This is a genomic window from Maridesulfovibrio sp., assembly GCF_963677005.1.
In the GTDB taxonomy this organism is placed as follows: domain Bacteria; phylum Desulfobacterota; class Desulfovibrionia; order Desulfovibrionales; family Desulfovibrionaceae; genus Maridesulfovibrio.
The window spans coordinates 189501-206437 of the sequence record NZ_OY781616.1 but is presented as its reverse complement, the minus strand read 5'-3'; the positions used below and the strand labels follow the sequence as shown (position 1 = coordinate 206437).

Below are 16937 nucleotides of genomic sequence, written 5' to 3'. Positions count from 1 at the left end.
CTAGAGCATGCCACCTGTAAAAGCCACGCTGATATCAAGACCGACCAGTCTCAGCATTGAACGGTTTTGTTTGCACACAAGGCGTTAAAGACTTCATGCTTGAAAAATCTGTCAACGGTTCTAACCTGTTTACTGTTTTAACAGAGCAGAAAACTGCGTATAATTCCGGGAAACGGCCCCGGCAGGACACAATCGTGCTGAATCTTGTTTATAAATTGATTATCGCAATACTCCTACTCGCCACGGCGATACCAGCCCCTGCTGTTTCCTCTCCACTAGTCATAACGCATTCATCAGGAATGCCCCCGCTTTCATTCATCAACAGCAACGGAGATGCGGACGGCATCATCATTGACCTGTGGAAAGAGTGGTCAAAACATTCAGGGATTGAGGTTTCATTTGATTTAAAAGACTGGCCTGGAGTCCTGTCGGCTGCAATAACCGGACAGGCTGATATCATCGGCGGACTGTTCTATTCAAAAGAGCGCGCAGAGAAACTTGTGTATGGAGATTACCTGTTTCACATGAAAGGGGCTCTTTTCGCCTCAAAAAAAATCATCGAAAAAAACGGACTGAACATGCAGGAAACTGTATGCGGTGTTCTCAAGGGCGGATACGGAAAAGACTTCATGCAGAAGGTATATCCCTACACCCCCCTGATGATTTTCAATTCAATTGAAGACATGTTCAAACTGGTTGCCGAAGGTAGGCTCAAAACTTTTGTCGTAGACCTGCCGGTAGGGGCATACCAACTGAATCACCTCGGATTGGACGACTCTTTCGAATGTATCAGGGAAATGTATACTCGTGAGCTCTATCCCGCCTCGGGATACTCGAAAAGCGGACTGATCAAAACGATCAACAAATACATGGCCGCAATTCCGAAAAAAGAAAAAGAGTACATAATTGAGAAATGGCTTAACCGCCCGGAAAAATATTTCCCGGAAGCCGGGATGCTGATTGTTATTTCTTTTTTTCTGATTACTGCCCTTGCCGCACTGAACAGATTGAAGAACACACCATATTTCCCGGAAGACGGGGAAAGAAGCTGATCCGTATTATTGAAAACAGTTCCGCCTGGCAGCGCGCAAGTGAATAAGTAATGTAAATATGATCCGGCAGAACGGCTAACTCTTGCCCACACTGCGCCAGTCAATCAGCATTGCGGTTACGTCATCGTCAAAAACGGGACGCACTCCTGTATTCTGTTCAAGGATATCCTCAATTGAATCAAGACATAGAGCATCTTTTTTCATCAGACCTTCAATTATCTCGACAAAGGGATCAAGACTGAAAAAATCCGCCCCCATTCTCCACTCGTAGCATCCGTCAGTAAACAGGAATAATTTCAACGACTCGGAAAAGCGACACTCGGCAAGAGAACAGTCAACCGGGAAAAAACCGAATGGAGGAACCATTGCATAAAGAGGTTCTTCAAGTTTCCCGTCAATCATTATCAGTCCCGGACAGTGTCCGGCACTCAGATAACGCATTACGCCTTTATTGAAATCAATATCCGCGGCAAAAAGGGTCACGAAGTAACTGTCCTTGCCGATAAGATCCTGCAGGTGGCAGTTGATCTGCTGCAATGTGCTGCCGAGCTCACTCTGTGCCGACCCATCGGCCTTGAACAGAGTCCTTACTATGGCCATTATGAAGGCTGCCTGCGGTCCGTGCCCGGAGACATCCGCCACTATGACCCGGATGACTCCGTCCCCGAGGCCAAATATATCATAATAGTCTCCGCTGGCCCGCCCGGACGGACGATAAAGGCTTTTGAGTTCCAGCCCGTCAATTACCGGGACAGTAGTAGGGAGAAGCTTGTCCTGCAACCTGGCAACAAGCCGCACTTCATCGTCAATAATATCATACGCCCTTTGCAGGCGGGCATTGGCGGTCTGCAACTGTCTGGTAAGCATTACCTGGCGTATGGCGACCCCCACCCTGGCCTTGAGCTCCACAACATGAAAAGGTTTGGTCAGATAATCGTTGGCCCCGCTGTTAAGAGCCCTGGCTTTTATCTCCTGCTCGTCCTGCCCGGTAAGAACAATTATGATAACTTCCTGATCCCCTATTTCATTGCGGATTTTATCGATAACAGAAAAGCCGTCCATTCTCGGCATGATGAGATCAAGCAGAATTACACACGGTCTTGTTTCCTCATACCGGACAAAACACTCCACTCCGTCAGAGGCTGTAACAACGCTGTAGTCGTCTTCCAGAACTCTGGTAAGGAAGTTTCTCATGGTTGCCGAATCATCAACAACCAGTATTCTGGGTGTCCCGCAAGACTCGTTTTTGTCCTGTTTCTCAATACTCACAGCTCGACCTCCGTTCAACGCGGGGAGCAACCCGCAACGAAACACATTCTATTAAAACCACATGTCTACATAACACAGTCTCCAGGAATTCTACAGTATAATCAGCACGCTCATTATCATTTTAGCGCATTTCCAGTCATCCGATTATCTTCTCCGCAAAGATTCCAGCAGGACTCCGCCATCCGCCTGGAACGCAAACGGACAAGTCTTACCAGATAGGAAACACCGCATGCATCAATTTCTCTACCTTCCGACTCATGGCACTCAATAGATTTTTCGATAAATTTCAAAGCAGCAGAAACACTGTTAAGCTCTGCAACTATTGATTCAAGGTCTCTTTTCATACGTGTCTCCGATTTTAAAACAAGATAAGCTATTCGCATAAACCAAAAATTATACACTAGCACGGAGTTTGTCTAGTAAATTATGATAATTTGCCAACAGTTTCGCCTATTTGCGAACTTTCAAACATTAAAATATTTTTAAAAGTTTTATCTTAAAACATTTACTTTTAGTAAAATAATAATTTTTACAAGGCAAAAAAACAAAATAACACATAAAGTCAGAAATCTTTCTATTCAAAATCATTATTGTATAGAACAAAAAACAACTATTAAAACAATATAAGCACACAACAAACAATCAATACGCTGAAAACAACTTACAAACAATTGCTGTTATGACCATAAAATCAATTTCATCTTTAACTTATTCAGTTTTGAATTTAAATTCTGCATCGATCCAATGTACCAAAGAGATACACACAAAAAAAAGATCGAAGATGATAGCAACCATCTCCGACCTTATCTGCAATAAGATTATCTCAACTTAGAAGTATACCTGAAAACAGCCCCTAAGCAGCATGGACTGCTCAAAATGAAACAAGTTCAAAATAAAACCCGGCCAGATCAAACATCAAAGCCTTTCCGGACAGCCCCGATTCCCTGCCCAGCAGAATCTTCAATACTTCTCCGCTTTGAATCCCAACTGCCGTGAATATTGCCGGAGCCTGGGTTCCGGAAACCTCTTCAAGCCCATCCGCATTCCCGAAAAAGTCGGCAGGAGAAATTCCCCCGGGAAGAACAGTGGACACGATGCCTGCCCAGCCGGCGACAGAAGCGGTCACCATCGGAATACCGTTTCTTGAGCACGCCTCCTTGAGCTCTGTACGATGAGCAAGTCCGCCCAGACAATCCACTACAACCTGTGAACCCGAAATAAATGAATCGAAATCCTCACCCTCAATAAATTCCGAGCGGACATCAAAAAACACCGACGGATTAATTTCCCTGACCATATCGAAAGCAGCTTCGCCTTTTTTTATGCCCAGTGTATTTTCCGATGCAAGACGCTGTCTGTTCAGATTGGACGGTTCAAAAAAATCCCCGTCACACCCCATAATGCGTCCCACTCCGGCCCGCACCAGAGATTCCAGCAGATGCCCGCCAAGCCCGCCGAGCCCGACTATGGCAACTTCCGATTCAAAAAGTATTTTCTGTTCTTCGGGGCTGAAGGTGGTCATGTTCCTGGCGTACCTTTCCGGCACAGCCCCCTTGTCAAAAGCTATCTGCTCAACAAAACGGCGGTCCATGCCAAGCTTGCGGGAAATATCACGGCATAGTTCATGGGGAGCAATTTTTATGATTTTCTTTCCATACTCCTTTTCAACAAACCCGCCGGACATCATCTCTGAAACGCGGTCTTCGACCCTCACAAATCACCCCCCTGTAATGGGTGGAAAAAGTTTAACAAAGTCTCCGTCTGTCAGTAAATGATCCGAAGCAACCCTCTGGTCCCCTATAAAAAACATGGCGACCTCATCCCCAGCTATGCCCAGTTGTGCCGGAATATCTCCGACACGTGCTCCTGCAGGCAGATCAATGAACTCTCCGACTGATCCGGGCGGGAGGAGATAACCGAAACATGCAATTCTGATTTTCATCACCTGTTTGTAAACTCCGGTTCATTCCAAGTCAAAATATACGATTTTTCCATCTGCCTTTGGTGACAGATTTACAAAGGTCTGTTAAATGCGTCCTCATGAAAGCAATGCTTGAAAACCTTTCGCATATCGCCCGCGAGGCCGGGGCTGAAATAATGCGCGTAAAAAACAGAGGCTACGAAATCAACAGGAAAGATGATGAATCTCCTGTCACCGAGGCGGATCTGGCTTCCAATAAAATAATCACGCACCGTCTGGCCGAGATGTATCCGGACATCCCCATCCTTTCCGAAGAGGGATCAAAGATTCCTTATGAGGAAAGAAGCGCGTGGACAGAATTCTTCCTTGTGGACCCGCTGGACGGGACCAAGGAATTCATCAAGGATAACGGCGAATTCTGCGTCTGCATAGCGCTGATGCAAAAAAACCGTCCGGTTCTCGGCATTGTATATGCCCCTGTTCAGGACACATTGTACGCAGGAAGCGAGGAAGACGGTGCCTTTGTAAGTCGCAAGAGCGAGGTCCCCGCGAGAATAAAAACCAGCCGACCGGAACAGGGTTGTGGATTGATTGTTGTGGGCAGCCGTTCGCATCCGTCACCGGATCTGGGCGCGTATCTGGCCGAAATGAACGTTGAAAAAATGGTCCCTGCAGGCAGCGCGATAAAATTCTGCATGGTTGCGGAAGGCAAAGCCCATATGTATCCGAGATTCAACCCGACCATGGAGTGGGACACTGCGGCCGGACAGGCCATAGTCGAAGCTGCAGGCGGTTCCATGACCGCAATGGACGGATCGGAATTTACCTATAACAAGAAGAATCTGAGAAACGGCGGATTCCTGGTCAAAGCCTGATAAGGAAAAAAACAATGCGCACCATAATTCTTTTATTTCTGCTCATTTTTGCTGGATGCACGTCATACTACAATCCCAGTCTGCCTGTTGATGTGGATCGTGGCGAACAGTTCAAGAAAGACCGCACCGCCTGCCGCGAACGCTCAAAGAAGGAAGCGGCGTCCGAACCGCGCAACGACTGGCAGTTCCTCAAGACCTACGACAAGCAGCAGCGGGAACTGTCGGACGAAGCCAAAGCGTTTGAGCGCTGCATGAATGGAAAAGGATGGATAAAAAAATAACCGGCAAAAAAATCCGGACCTACCGGAACCCCGCTTAATTCTTCAGCAGAAACTGTCCGTAAACGGCCTGTCCCAATGATATGCAGCCGTCGTTGGGCGGAAGGACACGGTGGACCAGCGGTTTCAGCCCCCTTTCAACCAGAACCTGCGGAAGTTCGATGGCGATGGTCAGATTCTGCATGACTCCGCCGCTCAGGCCGACACTTTTTACGCCGGTCCTCCCGGCAGCAAGGCAGGCGCAATCAGCAAGCCCGTTTATCAGCCCCCGGTGAAACCTGCGGCTGATGACACCCGGACAAACACCTTTCACCTTATCTTCATAAACCTGCCGAAACAGGGCCGCCGTGTCTATCTCGAAAGGCTCAGCAGTGTCTCTCACCGGGCAGCAATACGCCCCTATCTCACTCATGTCCTGAACTTTTTCCAGCAGAATGGCAGCCTGCCCTTCATACGTAATAGCCTGGCACAGGCCCAGAAGAGCGGAAACAGCATCGAAAAGACGTCCGCAACTGCTGGTCTGCGGGCAGTTGATGTTCCTTTCAAGGATCTGATCCAGCATCTTAAGCCCCGGCCTGAAAGACTCGGGAACCGGCACCTGTGTCCGGTCAAGGCCGAAATCACAGGCCGCGGCATAGGCTATGCGCCAGGGCTCGTACACGGAAGCTTCGCCGCCGGGAAGACGCAGAAGTGAAAAACGGGCCAGCCGCCGGTGTTCCAGTTTTACGGGGTCCACATAGAGGCATTCCCCGCCCCATATCGTGCGGTCCTCTCCCAGACCGGTGCCGTCCAGAGCTAACCCCAATGCGGGACCGCTATGTCTGTTTTCGGCCAGAACCGAATAAATATGGGCGTAGTGATGCTGCAGGGCAACCACCTTCAACGATTCAGAAAGGGAAATTTCCTCCGCCAGTGAGGTGGTCAGATAATCAGGATGCAGGTCGCGCACGATCAGTTCCGGTTCCACCTTGAGGATGGACTGGAGATGCAGCCGGATTTCCTTCCAGAACTCTGCTGTTTCCAGATTCTGCATATCCCCGATATGCTGACTGGTGAAGGCCTGATCTCCCTTGGTGAGGCAAAGGGTATTCTTCAGTTCCGGTCCGGTTCCAAGCACGCAGGGCCCTTTTTCTGCCAGAAAAACGGGAGAAGGGGTGTAACCGCGTGCCCGGCGCATGAACACAGTGCGGAACTGCTCGTCCCCGCTGAATTCCGGCACCGAACGGGCCACTGAATCATCCACCCTTATAAGGATGTCCCGGTTGTGGAAAAGAAAAAAATCGGCAATATCCGGCAGCCTTCTCAGTGCTTCCCGGTTGCCGATACAGATGGGCGCCGAACTCATGTTCCCGGAAGTCATTACCAGAGCGGACACACGGTCAGGGCACAATTCGGAAAAATATTTCAGCAGGACATGGTGCAACGGCGTATACGGAACCATCAGCCCGATAAAATCCGTATCGGGAGCTGTTTCCGGGGCAAGCGGACAGTCCAGCAGTTTCGGGGCCAGCACTATCGGCCTCTGCAGCCCTTCGAGCAGTTCAATATCGTTGCCGCTCAGACGTGCTATCCTTTCGGCTGCACAGACATCTTTGACCATGACGGCCAAAGGTTTATCCGGCCTGTTCTTGCGTTCACGCAGGGTCCGCACCGCGCTTGAATCTGTGGCGTCACAGACCAGATGAAAACCACCAAGCCCTTTAACCGCAACGACATTGCCTTCCGCCAGCAGTCCGGCCAGTTCTCTGAGTGCTGTATCCGGCCCTGCCGCCCTGTTGCCCTTGTTATCGGTAAGCCATATTTCAGGGCCGCATTCCGGGCAGGCATTGGGCTGGGCATGAAAACGGCGGTCGAGCGGATTTTCGTATTCATCCCGGCATTCGGAGCAGAGGGGAAAACAGGCCATGGAGGTTACCGGGCGGTCGTAGGGAATGGATCTGGTTATGGTGTAGCGGGGACCGCAGTTGGTGCAATTGGTAAACGGATATTCATACCGGCGGTTGCCGGGGTCATTCATGTCGCTGAAACAGTCCGGGCAGGTTGCCACATCCGGGCTTATCAGCACGCAATGCCCTTCCCCGGTCTTCGAAGCCAGAATGCAGAACTGCTCCTCCCCCTCAACCTCACTCATATCTTCCTTTTCAAGGGAAACGATATGCGCGAGCCTTGGCAGATCGCGATGAAAGCTTATTTCAAATCCGTCCAGATCAGTCTGCGTTCCCTGAATCTCAATGCGCACACCCTCGGGGCTGTTAAGCACAGTGCCGGACAACCCGTGTTCTATTGCGGTTCTGTACACGAATGGCCGGAATCCGACGCCCTGAACCTGCCCGGTGACAATCAGAAGTCTGCGAAATTTTCTGCTGGAATTCATTATTACATCTGATGCGCTTCGCGCTTTTGATAAATGGATTTCGCCTCTGGCAGCCAAAGGAGATAATCCCCTTTGGAATCCCTAATAATTTAAATTTATTACTTTGAAAGTTACTACTGTGATCAAGCTTTTGCGGAACTGAAGCAATAACCATATCAAACTATGGCGTTAATCAGCCTTTGTTTAAATTGAATCTGCTGAGCAGGCTTTTTATTCTGCCCCTGACAAACCGGACCGACTCGAATTCCATGGGACTCAGTTTTTCCGGAAGCACGAAATCCTTGGTGTCGAAATTATCCGGCGGCTCAAGTACATATTTTAAATGATCCGGATGGTAACCAAAAATTTTCTGCCGGGCGCATTCCTTCCAGAGCAGCACCCGCTTGGGACTTACCCCGAGAAGCATGTAAAGAGCAGTATCCAGACCATACTGATTCGGAGCACCGGCCAGAAGATTCATGGTGTAGGGTTTGCCGCTAACAGGCCCGGTCACATGCATGGGGTACACGGCATCCATTAAATTGAAGGCCACCGGCATTGCCCTGTTCACCTCAATGACCATCTTTTCCATCCAGCCCGGATGTTCTCCGAAACGGGTATGGGCATAAGCCTTGCGGAACCCTACCACGGTGCCGAAAAGATTCTTGACTGCCCCGGTCAGCAGAAACTGCTCATGGGCCTTGAACTTGGGCACATTTATAATCATATCGGTTTCAAGGGCATCGCGGGAAATGCCTATTGTCTCACCGAAAGAAAGCTTCAGGGGCACCGGACGGCCGAGCCCTCTGGGCTTTATCCCCATACGCTCAAGACCAGATGTCATACCGATTGCCTTTGAAACCTGCGCTGCAGAACCGTATCCCGGAGAATCAGCAACCGTAATCAGCGCCCCGCAGTCCTTGAGGTAACGGCAAAGAGACACGGTGACATTCGGATGAGTGCAGGCCAGAGGGTTCTTTGACGAAACAAGATTCGGCTTAACCAGAACCTTTGTTCCGGCAGGGACCTTGAAACCGCACTCGTCCATTATCAGAGATACGGCTGTATCCATTATAGTGGATTCGTATTCAAGAATGCGGAAGAAGGCTACGGGAATTTTCCTGCGCTTTTTATTCATCAACGTTTATCCTCTGGTTCGGCTTTCTCTCTCCCCGGATCTGCCGCCCTTTTTTCAACCCTTGATTTTGCTGCCCCGGTTGCCCCATTCCTACCGGAATCATTGCCGGAAACACGTTTTCCCTTACCGGGTGTTACTGTTTTGCCGTCAGTTTGTGAAGTACCGGAACCACTCTTTTTCACTGGCTTAACATTTTGTTTAGTCACCGGACGCTTTTTTGCCCCTTCCCGATGTTCGGCAGCAGGAACCGAACCTGATGACGGTTTTCCGGCCTTCGCACCTCCGGTCTTTGCGTTTACGATCTTTGCGTTTACGGTCTTTGAATTTTCAGTTGTTGCGCTCCCGGTCATCGGGGCAACCTTCGCCCGCCTCGGCTTGTCTGCTGCAGACCTTGCATCCGCCGAAGTCTTGGGCTTTTGCCCTGTGCGGTTCTTCCCTTCTGAAGCTCCGGTTTTTTGCCCCCCTTCCGGACGAGTCCGGGCAGGATCACCTGTTCCCGGCTTCCGAACCTTTTTTTTCGCGCTCTTTTTCTTTTGCGCTTCCACTCCCTGCCCGGGAATTTCCTTTCCTGCTCTTTTCTTACGCTCCGGCACTTCAGCCGCAGACTTTTTCTTTTCCGGAGATTTCGCCCGCATGGCTTCTTTGTTGGTCCTGCCGCTGCTCCTGACCTCCATCATCTCTTCAACCTGCTTTCGGGCCGCGGCAGCTTTTGCTTCCTCAAGCTTTTTCTTTCTCCGGGCCAGTATTTCCTTCTTTTTTTTCAAAACAGCCTTTTCCTTGTCGGAAAGCTCGCGTCCCAGAGCAACCCGCATCTGATGCATAAAACCTTCCGAGACAAGAGTCCCGAAAAACATATAGTTTGAAATATCCCAAAGAACGGCAAAAAGCAGAATCCCGACAGTACCGGTTATCAGAACAACAAATCCCGAAATACCGCTCAAGGGCAGGGCTTCACGCAGGTTGTAAGCGGGAATGAGAAGCTTGTCGCGGATTTCCTGAACCAGTGTCTCCTGTTTTTTCAATTTTTGGGACGCCATGGAGATCGCCAGTTGCTTGAGGATGCGGTCCAGCATGTACATGGATTGCAGGGGCGGCATGGAGTAACGCCGTTGCAGTTCGTCAAATCTGTTCATGTACAAAAGCCGGATATCTTCAATAAAATACTTGAGGGTGTAACCGAAATCTCCCTGAATATTTATGGAAGTATCCCGCGGAGTGACTGTAAGCTTGTTCGCCAGAAATATGGCTGTGGCGGCACGAGCCTGATCCATGTCACGAAAATCCAGATCGGCAGAAAAATTCCTGCCCAGATATGCATCATTCTTCCCTTCCAGTTCCGCAAAAGGAGGTTTCAAACCCTTGCGCAGGGAATTGAAAGAAGATTCCATGGCCTGAAAACCGTTCCTGCCGTCAAAAACGGGCAGATGCATGCAGGCAACAATCACTAGGCTTGCCGTGAAAAGAAAAACCGAAACAGCAAGATTTCTCTGTGAGAAGGTCATTTCTTTTCCTCCTTCTTTTCCGGTTCGACCGGAGGGGTCAAAGACTGCGCTATCCCCCTGGCAAAACAGAAAAGGAACCACCCGCAGAAAGTCGCCGCCCCGATCAAAAGAATCCAGTTGCCGCTCTGCTCTAGAGCCCCGGCCAATCCCGAGGGTAAACCGGCACCGGCCTTGTTCAGCAGTCCGGGAAGGGCCAGCACCCTGTTGAGCATAACGGAAATAACCAGCAGGGAGGCAAGTCCCTTGGCCTGATAGGGAAGAATATGCTGCAGGGCCTTGCTGCCTAAGTGCACACCGGTGGAAGTCCCGAAAACAAGGCCGGTAATGCAGTAGATATTAATAAATCCGTCAAGGCCGTAAGTGCTCATGCTCAGCGCACCGCATGATACGGCCAGCCTTGCGAGGTCGGTTCCGGCAACCAGTGCCGCCACGCATCCGAATCCTTTTGTCAGAAGCGTGAAGCTCAGCACCACGCCTCCCGATCCGGTCAGGGCCATGAAAAAACCACCGACAACGGACATCAGCATTACCGGTATGGCCGGGATTCGTTCATATTTACTGTCATCCGCATGATCAAGATCGGCAGCACCGGAATCCCTGCCGCCGGATAACGCTTTTTCGAGGTCATCCTGCTCGTCCCGAACTGTTCCGGGAAATCTGACATAAGGAGGAAATTTGAGTGTGCGCATGGTTCTGGCTATCGGCCATGGTTCTTCGTCCGGGTACTGTTCGTCTTCAAACTGCGTTTCTTCCTTTACCCCCTTCTCCGGCTGTTTCTCCTTTTCGGCAGCTTCCGAGTCCGAGCCTTCCGCGATCCCTTTTTCATCCGGTGCGGAGTTATCGATACGGATGGCGGCCCGGCCATCCTGCTCCTCCTTTTCCTTCCGAAGCTGTTCAAGTGCGTATTCCCTTGCTGCTTCACGAAATTCCGGCACAAGAATAAAGGAATAAACCACGAGCCAAAGCACAATCATGGATGAAATGAAAACATCGCTCCCGGCAGGATCAGCCAGAAAAACGGTCTTGCTCACGCTGTACCCGGCCAGCCCTCCGATCATCGTTCCCGCTGTCAGGATTACGGCCGTCACGTAATTTATGCTTCTTCTGATTCCCAGACGGATAGACTGGATAAAGCTGAATATGAACAGCCTGAAAATCTCCGAACCGATTGCGTATATCCCGGAAATACCGGTGCTCATCAAAGCCGGAACAACTATCAACCCTCCCCCGGCTCCGATAGAAGCACTCAGAAGTCCGGCAGCAAGCCCCACTACGGCAGAAAACCAGAAACCCGGTTCTCCACTGTCGGGCAGAACATATGGGTTGTTCACGTTTCCGATCAGATTGGGAACCCGTGCAAGATCGGCTGCCCCGGAGATATCCGGCAGAAAAAGAACCGCTGCAACTAAAAGTAGGACGGACAGAAAAAGGCCGGATGATGTCTTCATGTTATCCCTGCCTGATTGATTAATTATTTTATTTACATATAAGAACAAAACTTTTTTTAATCAACCGGATCGGCAGTCGGACCATTTTCTTCTCCAATATCTACCGGAGGTTCCGATCTCCGAGCTTCTTGCGCTTGCTGTTGTTAAGTAGTAGTGGTTTCATCCTTAAGGGCAAAAAAGCAATTCTATTCAATACGTTTCGATATGTTATGAAGTGGGGTGATAATGAGCGAGTTACTGGTTTCCATGAAGAATGTTTCACTGACCCTTGAACGCGGCCCGGTACTTGAGGGAATAGACTGGGAAATACGAAAGGGCGAACACTGGGCAGTGCTCGGCTCCAACGGGGCGGGCAAAACAACCCTGATGATGATCCTGGCCGGTGAAGTGTGGCCGGACGATGATACCAAGCGTGAATTTTATATTGAAGGTGAAAAGACATGCAGCCCCATTGAACCGCTGGAACGGTACCGCATGATTTCGCCCGAGCATCAGGATATTTTTCAGAAGCTGTCCTGGGATGTCAGCGGAGAGGAAGTAGTCCTCGCCGGCAAGGACAACACCCCGTTTCTCTATCGCCTGGCAGATGAAGAGGAATACGAACAGGTTCGCGACTTCATGCTGTCTCTGGGCATGATTGACCTTGCCAAACGCAGCATGGTCAAGATGTCCCGTGGGGAGGCCCGCAAGGTACTGATCGCCCGCGCCCTCATGGCCGAACCGGAAATCCTCATTCTGGACGAATTCCTTGAAGGTGTTGATCAGCAGTCGCGAGAGCAGATCATCCGGGCTATAGACTCGGCCGCAGCTTCCGGGACCACTGTAATCTGTTCCGCTCATCGCAAGGAAGAGCTGCCCTCCTGCGTAAACAAAACCCTTTATATCCGTGAAGGCCGTATCGATCATTGCGAAAACGGTTCCGGAGAAGATATAGCCTGCGCTGCAGACATTCTGCAGGACAGAGTCGTCCCGGAGATCAACCGCATCACTCCGGGGAAAATACTTTTCAAGCTTGATGATGCCAGTGTTGTTTTTCTCGGCAAGACCGTACTGCACAACATAGACTGGACCATGCGCGGAGGCGAAAACTGGGCCGTGCTCGGAAGAAACGGTGCCGGGAAATCAACCCTGCTGCGCCTGCTTTACGGTGACGCAGCAGCCTACGCGGCGGAAGAAGGCATGCAGCGTCTGCCCGAACTGGGAGATTGTCTGCGCTCGGTGCGCGGAAGCATGGGCATGGTTTCTGCTTCCATGCAGGCATCCTTCGGGGAAACAGTGGGCAGGCCGATTCCGATTTTCGATGTGGTCATGTCCGGCTTTTTTGCTTCCGCCGGTTTTCTTGATGAAATAAGTGACGATATGCGGAAAAAGACTTGGGAGTGGCTGAAATTTTTCGGCATCGAAGATCTGGCCCAGCGCTCTACGGAACAGGTTTCCTATGGGCAGTTGCGCAAGGCGTTCATCGCAAGGGCTCTTATATCCGGACCGGACGTACTGCTGCTTGACGAACCGCTGGCCGGAGTGGATGCCCTGTCTCGTGTGGAAATATACAACCTGCTTGAAAGTCTGGCAAAGGCCGGGGTCTGCATGGTCTATGTTACCCACCATCAGGAAGAACTGATTCCCTCAATTTCACATGTACTCGAAATTACCGATGGGAAAATATCCTTCCGCGGGAGCAAGGAAGACTTCCTTACGCTTGAGCGGGAAGATTCAATTAATAATTAAGCACAGATTCCTTTGCGCACATTAATCAGAACAAAAATTTATAGCCAATCAAAATACAAAGCCCCTGCCGGATCACTTCCGGCAGGGGCTTTAATGTTTCAAGCAACAGCGCCTTACAAAGAGGCAAAGCACTGACATACAGCTTTATGCCTACCAGCCTTTCTGGGTGATAATTTCCTTGACTTTCTGCTCGGTCTTTTCTTCCACCAGAATCATTTTCTTGGCCTGGGCTTTCTTGATCTTGTCGGTCAGGACATTAATATCGGCAGGTTTTTCAACAAAATCCATAGCGCCGAGTTTCATGGCTTCAATGCCTTTCTCCACTGTTGCGTGACCGCTGAGGAGAATTACCTGCATTTCCGGTTTGGATTTGCGTATATGCTTAAGTGCTTCAATGCCGTCCATGCCGGGCATCTGCAGGTCAAGCACGATTGCATCATAAGATTCACTGTCAACTTTATCCAGTGCTTCCTGGGGATTGGTGCATGCGGTTACGTCCATACCACGCAGTTCCATACGTTCGGCCAGACCTTCTACAAATTCTTTTTCATCATCAACGAGAAGTACTTTTTCTGCCATGATTTCTCTCCACCTGCATCATTGTGCATTTTAAAAGTAGTTAAAATATAATTGATAAGACTTTTTCCTGCGGGGTGTATTTCAGCGACGCCCCCGCGTTTTCGGCGATATCTTTCAGTCCGTCAAGCACTTCGGCGGGTATTTCTTCGACCAGCCCGGCAATTTCGACACTCCCGGTCCCGTCCGAACCTGCGGCAGCAACCGAAAGTCCTTCGTCCTTTCCGGCGCAGTCCATGCAATTTTCCAGGCAGCGGGCAATCAGCATCTGTATGACAAAGGGATCACCTTTGCCCATGACCGGTCCGCTTTCCGCCAGAGTTACCGTGACGCATTTTCTGGAAGCCATCCGGGTAAGAAGCGAAATCACCAGCGCGGCGAGTTCGCTGTAATTCACTTCACACTCGGCTTTATCTACGCTGTGGGCGAACCGATTCATGTTCTTGATGATAGTATCCCCACGGCGGACCTGATTCTGAATCTTCCCGGCCACCCTGCCCAGTCTTTCAGGATCAAGCTCCATTCCCTGCGCCGCCATGAGTGAAAAATCATGCAGCAGCCCGGCGTCTTCATTTATTATGGCGAGAACATTCTTTAAATCATGAGAAATGGCGGCGCTTATCTGGCCGAAAAACACCAGATTTTCACGCTCTTCCGCTCTGGTTGATTCCATGGGAATCCTCCTTGACATTTACTCGCATTCCAATGCCTGATTTATCTTTGCGACAAGATCTTCAATCTTGACCGGCTTGACCAGATAGCACGCGGCTTCCGAAGCTCCGGCAATGTAATCTTCCTCCGAACCGTGCCCGGATACAAAAATATACTTCATTTCCGGCTTCAGTTCACGAAGAATCCTGCGCAGCTCAAGTCCGCTCATGCGCGGCATTTTCACATCCAGTACCGCCAGATCATAATCATTCTGTTCCACTTTCTGAACGGCTTCCTCACCGGAACAGGCCCAATCGGCCTCAAATCCCCTGAATGAAAGACGCTCGGCAAGTGCCGAAACTAGCTCGGATTCATCGTCTACCAATAAAATTCTCATATCCTAGCTGTCTCCGTTTTTCGGAACGGCAGGCAGGGTAAAACTGAACTCGGTTCCCTTGCCCAGTTCGCTTTTGACGCTCATTTCACCACCGAGATCCTGCACCAGTCCGTAGGTGATGGAGAGGCCAAGCCCTGTCCCGCCCGACTGTTTTTTGGTTGAGTAAAACGGTTCAAAAATCCTTTTAAGATCTGCCGGAGGAATTCCGCATCCGCTGTCCTTTACCGTGAAGAGGAGATGATCCCGAGATTCCCTGGAGACTCGGATCAGTAACGACCCGTTGTCCTTCATAGCCTGAAAGGAATTATTGATCAGGTTAAGCAGAATCTGCTCCAGCTTTCCGCGGTCGGTTACAATCTCGTAAATGCCTTCATCAACTTCAACACTTACTTCAATGGACCGGTATTCCGCTTCCTTGCCCATGAAACTCAGCACGGTATCAATGACCTTGCGCGGATAAACGGGTCTGAACTCCATATCGGTCCGGCGCGAAAAACCGAGCAGCCGTTTGGTTATGCGCCCGCATCTTTCCACCGACTGCAAAACCGAATCCACCAGCCCGACCACTCGTTCGTCAGCATCATATTTCTGACTGAAGGTAAACAGGTCCTTCAGCAATCCGGCCTTTTCGTTGATTATAGCCAGCGGGTTGTTGATTTCGTGTGCCACCCCGGCAGCCAGCCTGCCGATGGAAGCCATACGGTTATGGTGTTCCATCTGCTGCAGCGCCTTGGAGCGGGTCTTGTCGGCGATATAAACCCGTCCGACCAGATACGAAGCCACGGCCCACATAACGACAAGGATGACCGCTATACTTATTGTGGTAAACCAGATCACGGTATCGCGGGAGCTTCTCCACGCTCCCATGAATTCCTTCTGCGTTTTGACAAAGAGCAGAATGAACGGAGTGTTCTCGATATAGGCATAGCCGGCCATGGCCGGGCCGCCGTCGCGGTAAGTGATTTCCTCTACTTTCGTACGAAAGGACTCTTCGGGAAGATCGAAGCTTACGCGCGAAAAAACATCCCCGTTCCAGCGCGACGGAGTCTGGATCACTCCATCGCGGTTGACGAGAAAGGCGTCCTCTCCGGGGGAAAGGTCCAAGCTGGAGAATATCCCGTTGAACTGCTTTGTATCGAGAGTGGCCCGCAGGATATTGAAACGCTTTCCTTCAGCATCAATGAAATGCTTCAGGGCGATGACCAGATGCGGACTGTCCCGGAAGCCCAGAAAAACTTCGCTGACGTAAACCCCCTGATCAACCGTCTGCCGAAACCAGTCCTGACCGGCGTATTCGCGGCCTTCCAGATTATACGGCCCGGCATAGGCAACCTGCTTGCCTTCCATGTCGATAACGCCCAGATCTATAAACCCTCCGAAACTGTCCTTGAGGGCACGAAGCATCCCGGCCAGACAGTCCCTGTCGTCGAAGGAGCGGAAATTATCCAGTTCAACAAGTAATTGCAGAGCTGATTTCCGCTCCTCGACAAAATAGGAAACCGCCCGGCGGGTATTGGACGCAGTCCGTGCCGCCCTCAGCGTGTTTTCGGATTTTATTGCACCCCGGGTCACACTGAAGTCGATGGATGCCATTATGAGAATGGGCACAAGAGAAACAAAAACCAGAATAGCCAGACACATCAACCAGATATGCTTGTAATTGAACAACCGTTTATACGGACCGGCCGCCTGTGCTTCAGCGTCCAGAAATTCCGGTTTGAATATTCCTCTTATCGACATACCCTTGCT

Annotated in this window: 16 protein-coding genes; 4 read left to right on the top strand and 12 right to left on the bottom strand. The window is 50.4% G+C overall.

What is annotated here, in order from left to right:
• Window positions 1–194 precede the first annotated feature (194 nt).
• Complete coding sequence (locus tag ACKU4E_RS00880; RefSeq protein ID WP_320169207.1) at window positions 195–1052, top strand: transporter substrate-binding domain-containing protein; 858 nt, start codon at window positions 195–197, stop codon at window positions 1050–1052.
• A 75-nt stretch (window positions 1053–1127) separates the two neighbouring features.
• On the opposite strand, the gene ACKU4E_RS00875 is transcribed toward ACKU4E_RS00880, so the two are convergent.
• The 4 genes from ACKU4E_RS00875 to ACKU4E_RS00860 all read right to left on the bottom strand — a co-directional run bounded on the left by ACKU4E_RS00875 (window position 1128) and on the right by ACKU4E_RS00860 (window position 4263).
• A complete protein-coding gene (locus ACKU4E_RS00875) occupies window positions 1128–2321 on the bottom strand; it encodes a SpoIIE family protein phosphatase (RefSeq protein ID WP_320169206.1) in 1194 nt (397 codons plus the stop codon).
• A gap of 116 nt (window positions 2322–2437) precedes the next feature.
• Window positions 2438–2665, bottom strand: coding sequence for a hypothetical protein (locus ACKU4E_RS00870; RefSeq protein WP_320169205.1), 228 nt, complete (start codon window positions 2663–2665; stop codon window positions 2438–2440).
• 527 nt (window positions 2666–3192) lie between these two features.
• A complete protein-coding gene (locus ACKU4E_RS00865) occupies window positions 3193–4035 on the bottom strand; it encodes a ThiF family adenylyltransferase (RefSeq protein WP_320169204.1) in 843 nt (280 codons plus the stop codon).
• Between the two features lie 3 nt (window positions 4036–4038).
• The gene (locus ACKU4E_RS00860; RefSeq protein ID WP_320169203.1) at window positions 4039–4263 is read right to left on the bottom strand and encodes a MoaD/ThiS family protein; all 225 of its coding nucleotides are present in this window, start codon (window positions 4261–4263) and stop codon (window positions 4039–4041) included.
• A gap of 98 nt (window positions 4264–4361) precedes the next feature.
• On the opposite strand from ACKU4E_RS00860, the gene cysQ reads away from it, so the two are divergent.
• Both cysQ and ACKU4E_RS00850 read left to right on the top strand, forming a co-directional pair.
• Window positions 4362–5117 carry a 3'(2'),5'-bisphosphate nucleotidase CysQ gene (gene cysQ / locus ACKU4E_RS00855; RefSeq protein WP_320169202.1) on the top strand — a complete coding sequence of 252 codons (756 nt, stop codon included), beginning with the start codon at window positions 4362–4364 and terminating at the stop codon, window positions 5115–5117.
• Between the two features lie 14 nt (window positions 5118–5131).
• A complete protein-coding gene (locus ACKU4E_RS00850) occupies window positions 5132–5398 on the top strand; it encodes a hypothetical protein (RefSeq protein ID WP_320169201.1) in 267 nt (88 codons plus the stop codon).
• A 34-nt stretch (window positions 5399–5432) separates the two neighbouring features.
• Here ACKU4E_RS00850 and hypF read toward each other — a convergent pair whose 3' ends face one another.
• The 4 genes from hypF to ACKU4E_RS00830 all read right to left on the bottom strand — a co-directional run bounded on the left by hypF (window position 5433) and on the right by ACKU4E_RS00830 (window position 11836).
• Window positions 5433–7769: a carbamoyltransferase HypF gene (gene hypF / locus ACKU4E_RS00845; RefSeq protein ID WP_320169200.1), complete on the bottom strand. Its 2337-nt coding sequence runs from the start codon at window positions 7767–7769 to the stop codon at window positions 5433–5435.
• A 172-nt stretch (window positions 7770–7941) separates the two neighbouring features.
• Window positions 7942–8886 carry a DUF362 domain-containing protein gene (locus ACKU4E_RS00840; RefSeq protein ID WP_320169199.1) on the bottom strand — a complete coding sequence of 315 codons (945 nt, stop codon included), beginning with the start codon at window positions 8884–8886 and terminating at the stop codon, window positions 7942–7944.
• Window positions 8886–10388: a hypothetical protein gene (locus ACKU4E_RS00835; RefSeq protein ID WP_320169198.1), complete on the bottom strand. Its 1503-nt coding sequence runs from the start codon at window positions 10386–10388 to the stop codon at window positions 8886–8888. Before ACKU4E_RS00835 ends, ACKU4E_RS00840 begins: the two co-directional genes overlap by 1 nt.
• Window positions 10385–11836, bottom strand: a complete 1452-nt coding sequence (locus tag ACKU4E_RS00830; protein ID WP_320169197.1) for a TSUP family transporter — start codon at window positions 11834–11836, stop codon at window positions 10385–10387. The genes ACKU4E_RS00835 and ACKU4E_RS00830 overlap by 4 nt, the downstream gene beginning before the upstream one ends.
• Window positions 11837–12061: 225 nt before the next feature.
• Between ACKU4E_RS00830 and ACKU4E_RS00825 the strand changes: the two genes are divergently transcribed.
• A complete protein-coding gene (locus ACKU4E_RS00825) occupies window positions 12062–13564 on the top strand; it encodes an ATP-binding cassette domain-containing protein (protein ID WP_320169196.1) in 1503 nt (500 codons plus the stop codon).
• Window positions 13565–13714: 150 nt separating this feature from the next.
• Here the strand turns inward: ACKU4E_RS00825 and ACKU4E_RS00820 are convergent, their stop codons facing one another.
• From ACKU4E_RS00820 to ACKU4E_RS00805, 4 genes are read right to left on the bottom strand one after another with little or no spacing between them, the layout of a single operon-like run.
• Window positions 13715–14143, bottom strand: coding sequence for a response regulator (locus ACKU4E_RS00820; protein WP_320169195.1), 429 nt, complete (start codon window positions 14141–14143; stop codon window positions 13715–13717).
• 40 nt (window positions 14144–14183) lie between these two features.
• Window positions 14184–14813: a sensor histidine kinase gene (locus tag ACKU4E_RS00815; RefSeq protein WP_320169194.1), complete on the bottom strand. Its 630-nt coding sequence runs from the start codon at window positions 14811–14813 to the stop codon at window positions 14184–14186.
• 18 nt (window positions 14814–14831) lie between these two features.
• A complete protein-coding gene (locus ACKU4E_RS00810; RefSeq protein WP_320169193.1) occupies window positions 14832–15188 on the bottom strand; it encodes a response regulator in 357 nt (118 codons plus the stop codon).
• A gap of 3 nt (window positions 15189–15191) precedes the next feature.
• A complete protein-coding gene (locus ACKU4E_RS00805; protein ID WP_320169192.1) occupies window positions 15192–16928 on the bottom strand; it encodes an ATP-binding protein in 1737 nt (578 codons plus the stop codon).
• Window positions 16929–16937: the final 9 nt, after the last annotated feature.